Source organism: Jingyaoa shaoxingensis, assembly GCF_014385005.1.
Taxonomy (GTDB): domain Bacteria; phylum Bacillota; class Clostridia; order Lachnospirales; family Lachnospiraceae; genus Marvinbryantia; species Marvinbryantia shaoxingensis.
Genome location: NZ_JACRSZ010000006.1, coordinates 19,486 through 38,247, shown reverse-complemented (window position 1 = coordinate 38,247; position 18,762 = coordinate 19,486). Strand labels below are relative to the sequence as shown.

Sequence of the window (18,762 nt, the reverse complement as noted above, 5' to 3'; positions counted from 1 at the left end):
AAATGACATGAGAGAAAATCGATTGTGAAATGGATTTTATGATAAGATGAGTTTCTCACCGACAACGGTGAGAAGAGATACTCTTTCAACCGGGCCCGGTGGGAGCATGATCTTATCATAAAAGAAACAAAAGAGCGAGACGAGTGGAGAAAATCTTCTGAAAATAATCCACAAAAGGAAAGGAAAAAAATGATCGAATCAAAAAGTGTAAAAGCGCTGAAAAAACAGCTGGCTGCAGCAATTGCCATGGTATGCGTTGCCGCTGTAGCGCTGGGATCAAGTACATATGCTTGGTTTGTAACGAATACTAAAGTTACGGCTGGTACCGCAGAGGTATCTGCTACAACTGCTAACACCCTGCTTATTAAAAATGAAGATAGTGAGTGGGCAACGACCTATACATTTACGGACGAAAATAAAAACTTTGTACCAGTCTCTACAATCGGAAAAAAATCAACAGATGCATTTGATTTCTTCGTTCAAAATGATTGGGCAAAAGATACAGATGATAAAATCACAGTAAATAAAGTATCTGCCGCAACTGGAGATGAATATTGGACAAAAGATTTTGAAATTAAGGCTTCTCAGGCTTGTAAACTGTATCTTGACACAGAAACTGCTTTTAATGTAACTGGCACTAACAATACTATGAACAAAGTTCTGCGTCTTGCTCTTGTTGTTTCAAACAGTGAAGGAGTATGGAAGAAAACAGTATTTTATCAAATTGATCCAGTAACTAATACTACAGGATCATACAATACTACTCTTACAGCTTTAAGTGCGGATGGTATTAATAAAGCAGTTTCTGGTATGACCAAAGCAGAAACTACAGATACTTTTGGAACCCCAACCGCAGACAGCATTGTATCAGCTGCAAGTAAAGCACTTACTGGTGATAATAAGGCTTTAGCAACTCCAGATCCGGCAAATGGACTTTCTGCTACAGTTGGTCAGGCTGATGAACTCTATAACTTCACTAAAAATAATGAAGTTGTTAAAATTAAAGCATATATCTGGATGGAAGGCTGTGATTATGATTGTAATAACAGTACTGTAAATGAAATTACAGGTACTACAAACAAGATTACGGCAACTCTCGGGTTCTGTGCTGGAAGCGCTCAGTAATATTTTCTAAAATTTCCCAGACGGTTGTGGCGTCTGGGAAATTTTTTTACCCATTTTTTCTTATATTTATTATCCCCAATCCCCACCACTCTTTTTCAGTACATCTGATGAATTGCTATTTCCCCAGTTTCTGGTATAGTCATGTAACTGAAAAGAGAACACTCAGAAGGGAGAAATGCAATATGAGAAAAAACAGGACATCATGTGGGAACAAAGTACACTATGGGAATCGGTGGAGAAATGGGTGACTAAGTATTTGAAAAAGAGTCACTCAGAATATCGTGAACTCCAGATGAAAGCAATGAGAATTGTGGAAGAAAATCCAGCACTGCGTATATTGATAAATAGTATGGAAGGTATAGTGTTAACACCGGAAGATCACAAAGCCTTACATAAATACTTCGAAACAAAGGATGAGATGACAATATTCGAATATGAATACTATTATCTTGCTGGACAGATAATGACATTCTCTTGGCACTGAAAAAACAATCAAAAACTGTTTCTATTTCTGAAATTCTGCATATAATATAGATGAGCATGGAAATTCCAGCTCCACAAAGTTTTCCAGAGCTATTGAACTCTGGCAATTTTGTGATATAATGATTTTAGAGGATAGCGGCGATGACCAGCTATCGCGGTGATGAAGCAATTGACTGGTTCGGTTTCAGCCAATTGTGGAGCCAGACCGTGGGTTATGCGGTAACCACAAGCCGAATAGATTCTTTGAATCGAAGAAAAACGCTTAGTGAGAGCCTTGCTTCGGCAAGGCTCTTATTTTGTGGAAAAGGAGATGGTGTGTATGAAAAATAATGATTATGGATTACTGTATGATGCAGCAGTTGCGTGGAAAGAACTAACAGAATATTATTATGTTTTTACATTTAGCTACAAACAGCAACTATACACAATTCATCTATCATTTCCATCTGAGAAGTTTCCACATCTTGCAGGCTTTCAATATTTGAAGGACATCTATTTGCCACGATTCAATCCGTCTAAAACAATGAATATGATTCTTTCAGGGAAAATTAGCCAAAGTCAAATTGAAAAAGGTTCACAATATGAAGAATTTGTAAAACTGCGTCTGGAAGCATTAATCCGATTAAAGGAAACACTGGAACAGGATTTTCAGTTGCATTCTTATATGCCCCGGTTTTATTCTTTTACCACGCAAATTAAAGCAGATTATCTGATTTCCAGTACGACAGCACCAGTGGATTTTATATTTATCATTAAATCCAGTTCATCAGGAGAGATTTCGATTTGCGATTTCGTATGTTGCTCTGCTTTTATGCAGACGAAGCGAGACTACCGTGAAAACCAGCGCCCACGAAGTATTTTGAAAAAAGAGCGGGTACATATCGCAACCAATACAACTACGATTCTATTTGACCGTCTGAACAAGAAACAATAAAAATACACGAATACACAAGGCACAGCTCATGAAAGAGTATGTGTCTTTTCTATTTGGAAAAACAGACAAATCAAACTTAATCCCTGACAATGAAAGCTTTGTTAGAATTTGTCGGACGATTTTATTTATAAAAGCAACAATCCTGTGTTAAGGTGAACACACATTTCGAGGAATTTTACAATGAATATGTGTTGAAAAATCGCAGAACCAGCTATGAATTTATTGAAAAACAAGCCTCTTTATGTTACGATTAACCAAATATCTGTGCAAAACAAAGATAAATGCAGTGCAGAAAAATGGGAGTCTGGGGGTTCCTATTTTTTGTCATGTAAAAAACAGGAAGCTTCGACCTGGAATAATAAAAAGTGTTGTTTCATAGGTGAAAGGGTACTATATGAAAAAAATACAGAAATGGATAAAACAATATAGAGGAGCGGCAGTGTTGTTAGGACTTGGAGTACTGACACTTATAATATATGGAAGTTTTGCAGCATATACCAGTTTTAACAGTGTGAAACGAGTTGTATCTACAGGAACGCAAAGTGATACAATGTTTGGTTCAAACTACCTTTCACCACTGAATTTAAGTGATACAAATTATCCGGTTAAGCGTATTTCGCTTTCAGACGATACGAATTGTACATTTACAGTGTTGGTTGGCAATTATGTCTGGGGAGATGAGTCACTTTATAATCCTAAAGATATTACCTATACAGTAACGGCAAAGCTGCTGTCAATGGACGGAGGAGATTTGCCGGCTGATTACAGTTCAATTAAAATGAATGAAACACCTTTTGGTGATGCAGGAGAATTAACAAAGGAAAATCAAAAATTACCAACAGGAAAAGCAGTGACAAATGAGTACAAATTTGAGATGCCGGGCAGCTTGAAAGATAAAATAAAGATTCAAATAGTTGCAGAGCCTGATGCTTCATCGAAAGAAGCAGTAAATAACCAGAAACTGGCGGCAATTCTTTCTTTTTCCGGTTATGAAGCTGTCAAAAACTGGACAGGACATTTCCTGGATTCTAAAGATAAGAATCCAGATCAATATGATGCGTTTAATTATGAAATATCTGGTAATGGATCTGGAAGTGTGACAGTAGTCTGGGAAGATAGTTTACAGCTGAGTAAATGGGCTACAGGTGGTAAACAGGTAAACAATTCTTATATTTTTACAGTAGATGGATCAACAACTGCGGTTCAGTTCCAGTTTTACAGAAATCCAGAGAAAGTATCGGATTTAGATGGAAAAGCCTGGAAGGATCTGGAAGCGTTAGTCAAAGTAAGTTTTACAGAAAAGGTTGATGGGAATAATGACTAGAAGAAACAGTTGGATAAAACGTATTATTGCGGCGGGAATGACAGTCAGTCTGGTATTGTCAACAATGGCTCCGGCCTGGGCGGAGGAAGTGACAGAAGTATATAGTGATCAGGAAATGTTAGAAGACAATTTCGTAAATAGTAATGTAGTATCAGAAGACCAGGAAGCCGAAATAACATCTGGTAATTTAGAACCGGCAGAATCAGATTCACAGTCCGACGAGGTGGAACCGGAAGAAACAGAAGCACAGTCATATGAGGATGAATCTACAGAAACAGAGTTACAACCAGATGATTCGGTATCGGCAGATACAGAAAATCATCCGGAAAGTACTGAGGATGAGGAAGTACAGGGGCAGGAGATTCAGTTAGCACTGGAACTTCTTTCAGAAGAAACCGATGATGACAGCCGGGCATCAGGCCTGTCACTTACTGAGGCAATCGGATTATCAAATAACCTGGCTCTTGACGAAAAGAATAGTAAGATTATTAACGTTACAGATGGGACAGGCTTAATCTTACTTTCTAATGTCAGACCATCAGACTATTGTAGTGGTTATACCATTAACTTAATCACAACAGTAGGCTGGAATGTTACAAAATCAGTAGAAATTGCAGGTAAGATGTATGAGTTCCTGGGGCTGGGGGACGAAACGAATCCATATAGTGGAACATTTACATTAGATAAAAATACGTCTGCATCACAATATTCTATAACAACATCAAGGGCATTATTTAACAGTCTTTCTACAGATGCAGCTTTAAGCAATACCATTCCGTTCATTATTTCTTCGGAATCATCTTCTGAGAAACCACTTCTGGCTGAAAAACTGAAAAAAGGCAGTAGTGATAATAAGTTAACGTGTAAGATTGTACTCAGAGAACCAAATGAAGGTGTTTCAGATGCAAAAATTGGCGGACTGATTGGTACAATGGAAACGGATACGAATGCAGATATATCGTTTGAAAATACAGTAAACAGTGCCCTGACAGTGAAGGGAGAATCGCACACGGGTCTGTTCTGTAATACAATGGAGTCCGGCGCATCGTTGACAGCGACATTTACGAATACAAATAATGGTAAAATCACTGTTGAAGCAGCTGCTAACGACGCAGATGCCGGCGGTTTTGTCGGCCATATGGAAGATGGAACATTAACGATTGCAGGAAAATCGGTGGCGCAGGTCAATTCTGCTTACGGAAATGCAGGCGGTCTTGTGGGAAGTGCCAATGGAGGAGCAATTCAGATAAAGGAGGAAGAAAATACAAATACATCCTTTATATTTGCTGATTCGTTTGCACTGAAAGCAGGAAGCGACAAGGCAGCTGGCGGGCTGATCGGGGAATATAAGGTTGTGGACAGTGAAACACAAACAGGAAAATCAGCAGCGGAGTATGATCTTTCCAGATACCAGTTTCCAGCAGATGACAAAGAAATAACGATATCCGGCGGCAAGAATGTCGGAGGTGTATTTGGGCTGCTTCAAAATACGGGCAAGAATGCATCAGTCACACTTTCAAAGAATCCAACAAATGGCATCAATGTAAAGGTATCTGAGGCAGTTATCAATTTTGGCGGATTGATCGGCAGTTATCAGGCAGAGAATCTGGCAGGTTCCCTGGCAATAAAAGGCGAGGGTGATCCATTCATTCATGTGGTATCTGCCGGCGGCAGTAAGGCAGGTTCTTCTTATGGCGGAGTGATTGGTGAAGTATCTGAAAAGAGCTATGTGGAAATAGAAAATGTATCCGTGTCGACCGCAGATATGAACAGCAGTGCAAATACCAGATTTGGAGGTCTGGTGGGCACGGTAAATGACGGTCTGCTGAATGTGGGCAGTGTAACACTTACAACGAATGGCAGCGACATCGCAGTGAATAGTGTAGATGGACGGGGCGGTCTTGTGGGTTATCTGGTAAAGGGTGTCCTGCGTCTGCATGGTAAGACAGATTTGAGCGGACAGAAAATCACCACTGCCTATAATCATGTGGGGCAGATCGTTGGAAACAATGGCGATGGACTGGTGTATGCCACTGGTAATGGCAACAGTTTAGCTGAGGATGGAACTGGATGGAGTCTTACACGTTATTCAGGTGCTGACAGGAGCGGATCTGATATCGGTAACTGGGGGGCAGTCGTGCGTCTTGGTGAGAACCTGACAGAAGGCACGGATGGAGCATTTACCTTTGACACTGCTGCGCACACTGTTACGGTGAATAACGGAACAGGGGCAGCTATAAGCAGCACCAATAATTTCGTGGCATATGCACTGGCATTTGATCTCTCAAATACATATAAGGATAAAAACGCTGCCTTAAGGTTCAATAATACAGTGGATCCAAGCGCAAGTCAGAGCGTAATTCTTACAGGCAATGTAGATCTTACAGGTACTGGTGTGATTGGCATCGGCAAGGATAATACGGAGAAGGGTGTATCTGCACAGACATTTACAGGAACTTTTGATGGTGGCAGTTACACGGTTACGCTGGATATCGGAACAACTTATGGCGCAGGCATTTCTGGATCAGATAATGCAGCCGGTCAGCTTTATGCAAAGCGCAGTGACCAGCAGGATACTCATTACAGTCTGGCACTGATTCCGTTTGCAAAAAATGTGACGGTTCAAAACCTCACAATTAAGGGAAACGTTCATTGTAAAATCCCGAAAACCGTAAATCAGGAAGGAAACGAAACGGATGTCAGATATCCGGCATTTGCTTCCGGCGTGATCGGATACGCAAGTGGAACAACAACATTTACCAGTATAACGGTAAATGCGGCAGTTTCAGTAACAGAAGAAACGGAGGCAAAAAAGCTTCATGCATGGCAGAGCGGATTTCTTGGAAGATTCGAAGGTACGCAGCTGACCTATCAGAATTGTACCTGGGGAACCGATGCCAGCCTTACAGATGAACGCAGTACAGATAACGCAAGAATGGGCGGCCTGGCTGCTGAAGTGATGAGCGGCGCAGAGGTCACAGTAAAGGACTGTATTTTAAGTGGAACGATTACATCAAATGCATTATACAATGCCCGAGTGGGTGGGCTGATTGCAGTCAGCCGTGGGGAAACCCAAAATGGCGGGAATTTAAGCACGATCTCTATTGCAAATCTGAAGGTGAATGGTGAAAAAGTTAGTGCAGAAAACGCAAATGTTACAAGCGGTGGCTTACTGGGTTATCAGTGGCAGAATACCAATGTGGTGTTTGCGTCTGCTGACAGTACCGGAAGCAGTACTGGAGTAACCATATCAGGGGCGAGCCTTACTTCTGTCAAGGCTCAGTTTGGCGGTCTGGTATACCAGGCAACCGGCTACTGGAATGCAACGGAAAAAGACAGCATTGTCTTTTCAGCTGGTACAGATAATCAGGCAACTGTTTTTAACGGAAAATCGGAGAAAAATGCAATAAGTGGTTTACTGGTGGGAACAGGTCTCATCAGAAATACAGTAAAAGAAAATAATGCGGAGAAAGAAGTGGTGGATTCTGCACTGTATCTGGAAATGGGAACCTGGGGGAGTGCATCCGATGCAGCGTATCGGATTAACAGTAAGGCAGTGACACTTAATATCAGCAATTCTGAATATTTTGATGAACTGGTTGGAATCACAAAGGACAGTGATTTTGGAAATACCAATGCAGTGGTCTCGCTGGCAGTGCGTGACAGTAATGGAGATGCAGTGCGTATTGATACGAATACAATCACTACTTATAAAGGACAGATACAGAATTATAAAAATGGTCAGACAAGATATTATTACAATCTGGACAGCTACCGAAAAAAGAATTCAGATCTGAATTTAGACAGTGTTTCAACAGCAGAAAATCTGGTTTTGTGGAGTGCTGCGCAGTATGCGGCACCAAATATCAGAGGATGTTTCCGAAAAGGGGACCAAGCGGATGTTACGATCTCTGGTAACATCGATCTGACAGGCTATTCTTATTATCCGGTTACCCCGATCGGGGCAGTGAACCTTGGAACCGGTATTGTAGATACGGGTCTGACCTTTGACTACGAAGGGATTGAAACAACGGAAACACAGAACAAACAGCCATCGGATTCCGATCATCAGCACTATCTGATGTACTATGGATTATTCTATAATACATCTCATAATATTGCGGTAAAGAAGACTTCTTTTTCCGGTACAGTGGGCAAAGAAAGCAGCGCAGATAATACAGAGAACAGTAATGTTTATAATTCTGGTGTGCTGATTTTTGGAAGCGTGGAAGGAGATCCGGCGAATAATATTGTAGAAATCAGTCTGAATAACGTGACATTGGCAGGTATTCGTGTCACTGGTGTGCAGAAAGAGAATCCTGCCTATGCGCCGCTTCTGATCAATCGGATCGAACAGGCGGCAAAACTGACGGTAGATACGCTTACGACCGGTGAGGGATATAGTTCTGGTGACGGAGCGGAAAAGACAACAGTTTATGCAGCAACCAGTCTGATCGGTCATGTAGGTAGTAATACAGCTACAAAGCTGACCCTTTCCTTTGCCAACATTGCACTGGATGGTCGATTGCATGCAGATACGGGAAATACCACGTCCGTGTATAATAACGGCAGCGTTTCGGTAGAATACCATACGACTCATACGATTTTTACCAGAGCAACGCTTCTGGAAGCATTCCAGTATTCTTCCAATGGTTCCGGTACCTATAATTTTAACAGCACGGATACCCTGGTTACTTACGGTGTGGAACTTACAAACACGGGAAGTACCGGACGCAATCCGGATAAACAGTATCAGTATTACGATTGTGATAGTTACATAACCGATGAACAGAATAAAAGTGCAAATGAAGCATATGTAAAGGAAAGATATGCAGACAGCAATTTTATTCGTTATGTTTCTGTACAGCAGAATATTACAGAGAGCAGATATGAACTGGATATCAACCAGAAGACGACCGGTCTTTTGAAAGGATGCGGCACTTATGGGGATCCATATATTATTGAAGATGCATATCAGCTGAGTTCACTGGCTGCGTATATTAATGGTGGTTCAACAAAGTTTCAGGCTGTCTTTAATTCGAAAGTGCTGGAGGAACAGAAACAGACAGCGGACAGCTACCATACACAGGATAGTGCCACAGAAGACAGTATGGCAGGAACAGATATCCTTTATACATGGGAGAACGGTACATGGAAAAGAGATGCCGAAGATGCAGCGACCATAGAAAAGGACAAAGCAACGAAGTATCTGTTAAATGCATACTATAAAATTAATCGAGATATTACAGTTTCCGCAGAGAGCTTTGCCGGGCTTGGTACGTTAACCAATCCGTTTAGCGGTGTAATTGTAGGAAATACGCAGGAAGTTACAGTCTCTGTGAGTGGTACAAACAGTAATAAAGACAGCTTTGGCGGACTGATTGCATATAGCCGCGGAAGTGTGGTAAAAGATCTGAAGGTGGATTTTTCAAAGGCAGCCATTGCAATGCAGGCGGAAAGTCTTCCGGGAATCAGCAAAAATCCGTTTTTTGGCGGCGTGGTTGGTTACTGCATGGGTGGGGATACAATCATTGATCATGTGTCAGTAAGTTACGGATCAAATTCGGTATCTTTTAGTGGGGCATATGAATATATGATTGCAGCAGGCGGCTATGTAGGTCTGGTCGGCGGTGCAACCCATATCACAGAAAATACGGACTACGAAAAGACCGGCGGTGGCGTGGTATTCCGGAATATGAATGGCACGACGAACAGTTTTTCTACGACATGTTCAGATGCGAATGCTGCCAATAAGACTGTAAATATGAAGGATGTAGATGCAAACAACAAAGCCGGCAAGTCAACATCCGCAGGCGGAGACTATTTTTATCGTAATCCTTATGTTGGACGTGTACTTGATGGCTATGCTTGTGCGGAAGACTGTACCGTAAATAACACGGATAAAAACTATACCATTCCGAATTTGACAGCAGGAACAAATGACCTTCAGGTAAGCGATGCAAGTAGAAGCCTGAATGTTACCGTAACTTCTGCCCAGGGATTGTGGCTGCTTTCCGCAATTGTAAACAGCGGTGCAGGGGCGATGGACGCTAATGGCAATTACACCGATGTAGATGGTCAAGTCGTGGATGCTTACCAATCTGGCAAACCACGTACTGCATCCTACGAAGGAATCGGAACAGCGTCAGCTGATGATAAGAATCTCGTGGATGAAGCATACTGGGGCGGATGGGCAAGTACTGCAGGCAGTGATACGGCAAAGAATCGCGTGTCTTATCTGGTGAAGAATTATACCACAGGAAATGCGGTTGCCCGTCTGGCAGGGAAAAGTACTTCGACTGATACTAATACTCCAGTTATGCTCACATTTGAAACAGACAGCATAGATATGAGCAGCTACGGAAATGGTTTCCGGGGAATCGGTTCCAGCTATGGGAATAATAAGCATGTTTGGAATAATGTCTGTAGTATTCCTGAAGTATATCGCCGTAATCTGTTGATTCAGAGCATCAACACCGACAGGACAGAAGACACGGTGATTACCTTAAATATGAATCAGAATGATTATCATACAGAATACAGCACTGGTGTATGGCGCAATCAGGGAGCCGGACTGTTTGTGGATTTTCACTTTACAAATGGGTGTGAGGTGAATCATCTTCAGATATCCGGAAACATTAAGCTTGGATTATTTGGTGCATATAGTAAGTTAACATATGTGACAAAAAGAACGAATCCGGAAGTGCATATAGGGGTAGGAGGTTTTGCTGCAAGAACTGCCAATTCTAGTGGTACGGTAACCTTTAATCACTTTAACTTGAAAGATATCAACGTGTATGGTGGCACTATGACAGGTGGAGCCATTGGTTATATCGACGGATATAGTGGAGCAGGAAGGAATGTATCCTTTACCAACTGGACGATCCAGAACGAAAAGGTAACAAAATGGGTTTATGACGATGGAAGTACAGGTGGATTAGTTGGATGGAATATTGGTTATGGTACTTTGTCAATTACCGGAAATGAAGATAGTTCTGTAAAAGATGTAGATCAATTATCTGTTACTACACATGCAGAGAGCTTTAATACAGCTGCCGCCGGTGGTCTTGTGGGCGCGAATGATTACAGTTCTGTAAAAGTAGAGAATGTAAACGCACAGAATTTGAGTGTTTCAGGCAAGAATCTGCGAGATCTTGGTGGTTTGCTGGCAGCAGGCAGAAAAGGTGGTATGCTCGAAGTGAAGAAATGTTCCCTTGCTTCTATGAAGATTACGTTAGAGATCAATTCTAGCCAGAGATCTTTAAGTGCCTGTGCGGGAGGTATCATTGGATTTCACGAAAGACCACTGACAATTTCAGAAGTAATGATTGTGTCGGATTCGACCATCAATGGTCAGCAATTTACCGGTGGTTTCGTAGGCTATTCAGCTGTAGATGTGACAATTCGTGACTGTAGAGAAGAAAATATCAATATTAAGACAGCTATGAACTGGATCGGTGGATTTATTGGATATGTCAACCCGAACAGAACAGCTACATTCCAAAATTGTCTGGAAGAAAATGTGAATATTCTTGGTCGGTATACAGGTGGTCTTGTCGGAGCCGTTGATGGGTCTATAACAGCATCGAACATGACACTTGAGCGTGTAATGGTAATTACCAATGGAAATGCTTCGTCCTATTATGCCGGCTTGCTTACCGGAAACTCTGCGAATAATGGCAAATCTACAAATAAAGTTTTGGGATATAATATTTTAGCGAAAGATTGCAAGGCTGGCTATAGCAACGTAAGTGATTTTAACAAATTGGCAGCAGCAACGATTCAGTCATCGGATACTACCGGGCTGTGGCTTGGAAACAATGGCAAAACAACAAAGACGAATCTTACGGCTGTGTCAGCCGGCGGTGATGTCTTCCCACAAAAGGATATCGGTACGCAAAGTGGAGTTGCCACGATCATTTACGCCGATAAAACAGCGGATCAGACTTACCGGCCGACAGAATCTACAGCGAAGCCGTCCCCATCTGAGGCTCCGTGGGTGGATGTAAATCCAAAAGGTGATGTACCATTTGCAGATGGTACTGTTATGACCGGTAACGGTATCGGGATGTCAACGGACGTGCCGGTTGCAAAAAGTATCTTACAGCGATTTAGCAGTACAGATGCTGACCGGTATTGGAATTTAACAGAATCAGATAATGCAACAGATGTGACGTATAGAAGATTTTCACAGTTTTTGGATACTTCCAATGAAGCCTACATAACGACTTACAGAACAGAGGAATCGTCAACCACAGAAATAAGTGCAGATATTGATTTCCCTGTCCTGGTAGTAAACAACAGTGCAGAGGTAGACACAATGCTGTGGAACTATATTGCAGCTATGACAAATGTTGAAAGCGGTACGAAAGCGAAAACGCAAGTAAAGAGTATTACAGCAACTACCTATAAGTGGGACAGTAAAGCGAATAATTTTGCTGCTCAGACGACAGGAAGTTTGAATGTAAGCACAACAAAAAAGATCTCTATTGTGCCAAATGCATACGATAACATGAGTAGCCAGTTTACTTTACTGGATGTGACTTACGCCAATCCGACAAATGGGGAAGCAGAACCATTTCATCTGTATATTCCGGTTTTGGTGAAAAAGGTTCTCTACATATGGTTTAAGACGAGGTTCATTGCCGGGACAGATTATTGTGCATCGGATTATCCGATGGACGACGATAAGACTAACCATTATGCAACAGCAGGCTTTGATGAGCCATTGACTGCCTACATAGAATATACCTATGATCAGGATACAGACTGGCAGTCTATGCTGGACAATGGAGAGAATCTGCTGTGGTCTTATGATAAGATTCTGGATCTTGCATATAACAGCACCGGTACTCTTCCAAAGGGAACCCAGCTGACACTGGTGGACAGACAGACGAAGCAGTATTATACGTATACAATGAGCGGAAACGAAGATGTGCATAACTTTAATCTTTCACAGATGCAGACACCAGATGGAAAATTATTTACCCCGGTTGATATCTGCGATCTGTTAGGGCTGACTGTTTCTGGTCCAGTGACAGACGAGACAGAAGGAGCAGCTTATTATGTCAGAGAAACAGATAAAGAGAATGCTACAGTCAGAGTTGGAACGGAGTATTTCCGCAAGGCAACGGAAGCGGATACAAATGAACCGAAATACAGAATAACGGCTGCCGAGAACCGGGAAGCACGAATCGAAGGATATTATCTGACTGTTCAGATTCCGGCAACAGCTGGTGTAGCAATGGTGAATAATCGTTTGAATTATGCACCGTTATCACGGAAAGAAGGTACACTTCCGGCTTCTGTTAAGACAAAAACAGTGAATGGTATAAGTACTTCGAGTTCCGGTTATCCGATATATCAAGGGGTTGAACAGACTCTGACAGTTTCTACCAGCCGTATCCATAATGGAAGTGATATGGGCAGCGATACAGTTATGGAAAATGGGGACAGCATAAAAATAACGCTGGAAAGTAAATTGAAACTGACAGAAGCAGGAAAAGATCAGTTTAGCAAGGTTGGACCTGCAGAAGTGTACCATCAGTTTGATATCAGTCTGAAAAAATATCTGACTGATATCAACGGAGACTATAGTGTGATTGGCACAGAGATGGTAGACTATACATACACACTGTCTGGTCAGGAATGGACAAAAACACTGAGCGGCAGAATTCAGGATGCCGCCGGCCAGGAGATGGTAACGATTCGTTATGGAGGCAGTGATCTGAAAAAGGCATTAGAATCAGCAGAAAATGATGAAACTGCAGTGAAGGTTACAGCGGTGATTACACTTACCTATGCGACAGCAGATTATTTTCCGGAGAGAAATACATCTAACAGCAATGATAACAGTGGTATTTCCGCAATTGCTGCATCACGGATAGCCAATACTGAGAGCCAGCTTCCGATCACTTCCACAAAGAGATCCCAAGAGGGCGAAAAACGGTATTATATTACGAATCGATCCCAGGCAAGTCTGACCTATTCGGCAGTAGACAGAACCGGAGTGGGAGATACGACACAGCAGCTGGGAATTAATCCAAGTGATGAGGAAAACTCCTCTGATATGATTTATACAAGGGGAGATTATGACTATTCTAATGTAGATGCAGATACGCTTACAACTGCGAAAAGTATTCGTTATTCACTGGAATTATTCCGGAAAAACGACAATGGAGTGTATGATGAAACTACTTCATTGTCCATGAAAGATTACCTTCAGAATCTCTATATACAGAATCATGAAGTTACAGACTCAAAAACAGAATCCTGTCAATGGACGGAAGAGTTTACCGCAAACGAGACGAAACATGTATTTACGAATATTAGTTTTGTGCCACTTACTGGTGATGCATTTGAAAAAGCCGGTTATACTTATGCCAATTATAAGGTAAGGCTGACAGCGGTATTGCTTAATTCAAATGGTGAGGAACTTGCTGATACGAAGACATCAGATTATATTATCTATACGAATGCACGTATTTATCAGGAGATGATAGCAGTACTTCAAGGTGCGGCAGCGAATAATGTGGACAGCGAAACAAAAGCGGGGTGAGTACAGGCAATGGAGAACAAGAAAAAGGAGGAACTGACTCCTGAGGAATATCGGAAGAAAGTTCAGGATCAGATAGAACACTATAAGCAGCAGTGGAAAGTTTTTTTGCGAACTGGGATCTTTGTACTTGTAGCATTGGTTGCTATTATCATTGCCTGTATTGCATGGTTCGTCAGCAACAACAGAGTGACTGGATCTACCGGAACTATTCAGGCAGTAGGCAGCGAGTTTGATCTCGCTGCTGCTGGGACAAGTGAGAATAAGGGTGTTCATGATGGTCTGCTGAATGCGCAGCCGGGAACAGATATAAAACTTAGTGAGGTAGACTATGCATCCACAGATGGCGAGCATACTTCTATTACCTGGGCAATTACAGAGAACAGTAATGTGAATAATAAGACAAAAACGGGAATTAATCCAGGTTCCAGTGGAAGTCTGACATTTTATATTATTTCTCATAAGGATGGGAAACTGAGTGTAACGCTGAATTTGACACTTACTGGTTATAGTGGAACTGAAAATGCCCAGAAGCCAGAAGACTTAACTGAGGTGAAAAAAGACATACAGCAATTACTGGAAGGACACATTCTTCTGTTTGCGGGATATGATGCAAAAACGAATTCTTACCAAAACTGGATCTCAGATGATGCAGGAAAGTGGAATGTGAATCTTGGAACAGAAAATAACAATATTTCTTTGTCCAGAGATGAGCAAGGAAATATCATATGGAGTGCAGAGAATGCTGCAAAGGATACTGCTTATCCTGTGACACTTTATTGGATCTGGCCTGAGATACTGAGTTCTTATCTGGTAACAGATCAGCAGTATACAGGAAACAGGCCGATATTATTTAAAACAGAATCAGATCTGCCAGATGATTTGTATGAGAAAATGTGTAGAACTGGGAGCAATCGGTATTTTCTTGTGACAGATCCGAATGAATTTAGCACTGTAGTTACAGCGGACAGACTTCGGCAGATGAGAATGAATTTTAATCCAGCTATTTATGGAAATATGTCGGTCTATTATAATATGGCAGACCAGACTCTGGGAGAAAATGTACGGTTTCTGAAACTGAAACTGGATGCGCAGTAACAGCTATTTGAAAAAGGAGGCATTGGCTACATGAACCGGCCAACAGATGAACAGCAGGACAGGATGGAAGAAAATAATACAAAATCATTATCTCAGCGGAAAAAGCGGGGAGTGCAGGCAGTAATAATTGCGGCAGCAGCGCTTATTGCCATACCGGTTCTGGCATGGTTATTCATTCAGAGAAGCATGGAGACCATGACTCAGATCAATATGCCATATGCACTGCGCATCGGAGCAGGAAATGTGAAACCAGTTCAGCAGCTGGAACTCAGCAATATTGATGTTTCAGGAGAACAGAAATCAAAAGATGTCGTTTTCTGTGTATATAGCGAGGAGAGTAAAGTATATCATCTGGAACTGGCACATACGACCAATATTGGATTTCAGTATACGATATATAAGGCTTCCATATCAGATGCAGGAAAGATAAATTATCTTGGCAGGCAGTATCAACAGGATGAATTGCTGGCTGGTAAATATCTGAATCAAGATAAGGTCAGCAAATATGCAACTAAGGCGTATCATCAGATGACGTATGGATCATATGCTGGGGTTCAGGCATCTGCAGAACCGTTGTACTGGATTACAGACAGTCAGGAAAGCCTTCCAACAGCCACAGATGCGACAGGTTATTATGTAAATTATTATATTTTACATATTTCATGGGATGAAACGGTTCAGAATAATAAAGAAACAGATATGGTATATCTTATGGCGGGGTAACCAGCAGGGACGGTGTTTTCCGGCTTATTTCCTGTCCCTGTTGGCATTTGAAACTACCCGGTCACAGTAGTGACCGGGTAATTTCTTTTCAGCAGACATTCGATATACTATTTTGTGTAAACATATGTTACACTGTAAAGACAAGGGAGGATGCGTCAAAACGTACAAAGGATAAAAAGAGAAGATACATAAGAGAACCTTTCTGAAATACAGAAGATGGCAGAAAAATAAACAGAAAGGAAAATCTTATGACAGCAGTGAAACATGAAGACGCAGTGATGAAGATGGGGTTTGATTATTTTCGGGATACTATTCTGAAAATGTTGAACATACATTATCAGTTTGTGGACAGTAGACCGACAGAGCTGATAGAAATTGATATAGAAAATCTGTATATGGACTGTGTAATAAATACATACCGTGTGCATCCAATTTATCTCACCGGTCTTCAGGCGGATAAAATACTAAAAAATGTAAAAAGTAAGATAGAATCGGGATTCACATTAAATGAAGAAGACTTTGCAAATCTGACACTTACCCCATTAATGGCAAGTACCATGAGTCGAAAAGATATTATAAAAGAAGCAATTCAGATCGTTCGTCAGGAAAAACAGCCAACGGCCGAGAAAACCATGGCAATGTTGTATACATTAGCTGATAAGTTCCTGAATACAGATGAACTGGAGGAAATAAAGGAGGTGCTGACAGTGACAAGATTGGGACAAATGATTTATGATGATGGAATAAAAAAAGGAATAGAACAAGGAATAGAACAAGGAATAGAACAGGGAATAGAGCAAGAAGAAATGAGAAATTCCGCCTTGATTGCGAATCTGTTAAAGGAAAAACGTGTAGCCGATCTCCAACGATCTGCTGAAGACAAGGAATATCGGAAAAAATTGCTGAAAGAGTTTGGATTAGACCGGTAGGAAAGGGACAATATTGAATGGTTCTTGTAAAAAAATATAAAAAATGTTATTATCATCCTGAGTATTCAGTGTTTAGGAGATGAAGAAGAGTGAAGAGAAAGACAGCCCTTCGAATTAGCGTAGCTTTATTATCAGCTGGTATTGTGATAAGCACAGTAAATGGAAGTACCGGCAGGATTGCTTTGGCTGAGGAATTAACGATATTGGAAGATGAAGAGAATTTGACTGATACAGAGGCAGAGAATCTGGAAGAACAGGAAGTGACAGAACTTCAGAATCTGGGTGAGGAGTCAGACAACCAGGATGCTGAAGAACCGGAAACGGACATGGTGATCGAAGAGACGGAAGTTCATTTAGAAGAGGAGACTGAGACTTCACAGGAAGAAGAGACAGAAGTTCTTTTCGAAGAGGAGAGCGAGACTTCACAGGAAGAAGAAACAGAACTTCCATTGGAAGATATGATGGAGATTCAGCTTCCTCAGAAAAGTGTGCAGGTTCGGATCTCAGATTTTCTTCCTGTTCAGGAAGAAGAGACAGGCATTGTACTGAATCTTTATGAGGATGTATATCTTCTTCATATAAAAAGCGAACAGGGGAAAGTAAATACGTTCTATTTTAACCAGCCGCTGAATGACAGTGATATTGTTTTATATCATTTTAATTCAGAAAACAATACAGCAACAGATGGGGTATCTGGGCAGAATGACATAAGCCTGTTGGAAGATGGAAGCGTGCTTTCATTAAATCTGGAAGATGCATCAGAATATGTGCTTGTAATTAGCAATGGAAATAATTATGAGAACCTTGCGTATACGTTAAAGAACGAGGCTGTACAGCCAGATGAGACAGAAGATATGACGGAGCCGGAAACAGAGCCGGAAAGTGAAGTTACATCTGAGCCAGAAACAGAGGCGGAAAGTGAGACAGCATCTGAGTCAGAAACCGAGACAGAAAGTGAGACTGCATCCGAGTCAGAGCCAGAGACAGAAAGTGAGACTACATCCGAGTCAGAAACACAGGAAGCAACACTGGTATCTGTGAGACTCAATCTGGATCAGGATCTGAAGACCGTTCCGACGGTATTTTCAGAGTATTTGGATAATCTGGATACTTACACTGTGACTCTTGTCTATTCTGATGGATCAGAGAGTATACTGGATAAGGCGGACAAACGTTATATATTATCTGTTCATTATGAGGATGTGAAAGAAGACGAAGGAACGATTCATAGAATCTATTACGCAGCAGTCGAGGAACATTCAACAGGAAAGCAGTTCGAAGATACCCAGTACGCAGAATTGGGAAAAGAAGAACCGGTGGAGATCAAGACAGAAGAAATGACATCCGTCATTCTGGAGGGAAAGAAAAAATGGATTGTAGTTCAGTCCACTCCGGCTGTTACCGGGCGTTATGCGATGAATAGTGATAAGCTGATCAAAAATATCTATTATATTTCAGAAGAAGGTGAAGCTGTTCATGCAGAAGATGCATTTCAGCTTCAGGAAGGCGTAACATATCAGTTTTTAATTGAATTAAAATGAACTATTGGGGACGGAGTTTTATGGCTTATGCCATACCCCGTCCCCACACA

Annotated in this window: 10 protein-coding genes; all 10 read left to right on the top strand. The window is 41.5% G+C overall.

Annotation, left to right across the window (positions count from 1 at the left end):
* Nucleotides 1-189 precede the first annotated feature (189 nt).
* The gene (locus H8716_RS07015; protein WP_249307856.1) at nt 190-1,125 is read left to right on the top strand and encodes a hypothetical protein; all 936 of its coding nucleotides are present in this window, start codon (nt 190-192) and stop codon (nt 1,123-1,125) included.
* 175 nt (nt 1,126-1,300) lie between these two features.
* A complete protein-coding gene (locus H8716_RS07010) occupies nt 1,301-1,609 on the top strand; it encodes a hypothetical protein (protein WP_249307855.1) in 309 nt (102 codons plus the stop codon).
* A 140-nt stretch (nt 1,610-1,749) separates the two neighbouring features.
* Complete coding sequence (locus H8716_RS07005) at nt 1,750-1,938, top strand: hypothetical protein (RefSeq protein WP_249307854.1); 189 nt, start codon at nt 1,750-1,752, stop codon at nt 1,936-1,938.
* Nucleotides 1,928-2,542, top strand: a complete 615-nt coding sequence (locus H8716_RS07000; RefSeq protein WP_249307853.1) for a PBECR4 domain-containing protein — start codon at nt 1,928-1,930, stop codon at nt 2,540-2,542. The genes H8716_RS07005 and H8716_RS07000 overlap by 11 nt, the downstream gene beginning before the upstream one ends.
* A 394-nt stretch (nt 2,543-2,936) precedes the next feature.
* Nucleotides 2,937-3,866 (top strand): hypothetical protein, encoded by a 930-nt coding sequence (locus H8716_RS06995; protein WP_249307852.1) that lies wholly within the window; start codon nt 2,937-2,939, stop codon nt 3,864-3,866.
* Nucleotides 3,859-14,424: a hypothetical protein gene (locus H8716_RS06990; protein ID WP_249307851.1), complete on the top strand. Its 10,566-nt coding sequence runs from the start codon at nt 3,859-3,861 to the stop codon at nt 14,422-14,424. Before H8716_RS06995 ends, H8716_RS06990 begins: the two co-directional genes overlap by 8 nt.
* A gap of 9 nt (nt 14,425-14,433) precedes the next feature.
* On the top strand, nt 14,434-15,519 hold the full coding sequence (locus H8716_RS06985) for a hypothetical protein (protein WP_249307850.1): 1,086 nt from the start codon (nt 14,434-14,436) through the stop codon (nt 15,517-15,519).
* Nucleotides 15,520-15,549: 30 nt separating this feature from the next.
* Complete coding sequence (locus H8716_RS06980; RefSeq protein WP_249307849.1) at nt 15,550-16,242, top strand: hypothetical protein; 693 nt, start codon at nt 15,550-15,552, stop codon at nt 16,240-16,242.
* A gap of 248 nt (nt 16,243-16,490) precedes the next feature.
* Entirely contained in the window at nt 16,491-17,171 is a 681-nt protein-coding gene (locus H8716_RS06975; protein WP_249307848.1) for an RpnC/YadD family protein, read from the top strand.
* 89 nt (nt 17,172-17,260) lie between these two features.
* A complete protein-coding gene (locus H8716_RS06970) occupies nt 17,261-18,712 on the top strand; it encodes a hypothetical protein (protein ID WP_249307847.1) in 1,452 nt (483 codons plus the stop codon).
* The last annotated feature ends 50 nt before the right edge of the window (nt 18,713-18,762 follow it).

Coding starts and splice junctions, on each gene's coding strand:
- H8716_RS07015 (WP_249307856.1), top strand. CDS start 190: ATGATCGAATCAAAAAGTGTAAAAGCGCTGAAAAAACAGCTGGCTGCA.
- H8716_RS07010 (WP_249307855.1), top strand. CDS start 1,301: ATGCAATATGAGAAAAAACAGGACATCATGTGGGAACAAAGTACACTA.
- H8716_RS07005 (WP_249307854.1), top strand. CDS start 1,750: ATGACCAGCTATCGCGGTGATGAAGCAATTGACTGGTTCGGTTTCAGC.
- H8716_RS07000 (WP_249307853.1), top strand. CDS start 1,928: ATGAAAAATAATGATTATGGATTACTGTATGATGCAGCAGTTGCGTGG.
- H8716_RS06995 (WP_249307852.1), top strand. CDS start 2,937: ATGAAAAAAATACAGAAATGGATAAAACAATATAGAGGAGCGGCAGTG.
- H8716_RS06990 (WP_249307851.1), top strand. CDS start 3,859: ATGACTAGAAGAAACAGTTGGATAAAACGTATTATTGCGGCGGGAATG.
- H8716_RS06985 (WP_249307850.1), top strand. CDS start 14,434: ATGGAGAACAAGAAAAAGGAGGAACTGACTCCTGAGGAATATCGGAAG.
- H8716_RS06980 (WP_249307849.1), top strand. CDS start 15,550: ATGAACCGGCCAACAGATGAACAGCAGGACAGGATGGAAGAAAATAAT.
- H8716_RS06975 (WP_249307848.1), top strand. CDS start 16,491: ATGACAGCAGTGAAACATGAAGACGCAGTGATGAAGATGGGGTTTGAT.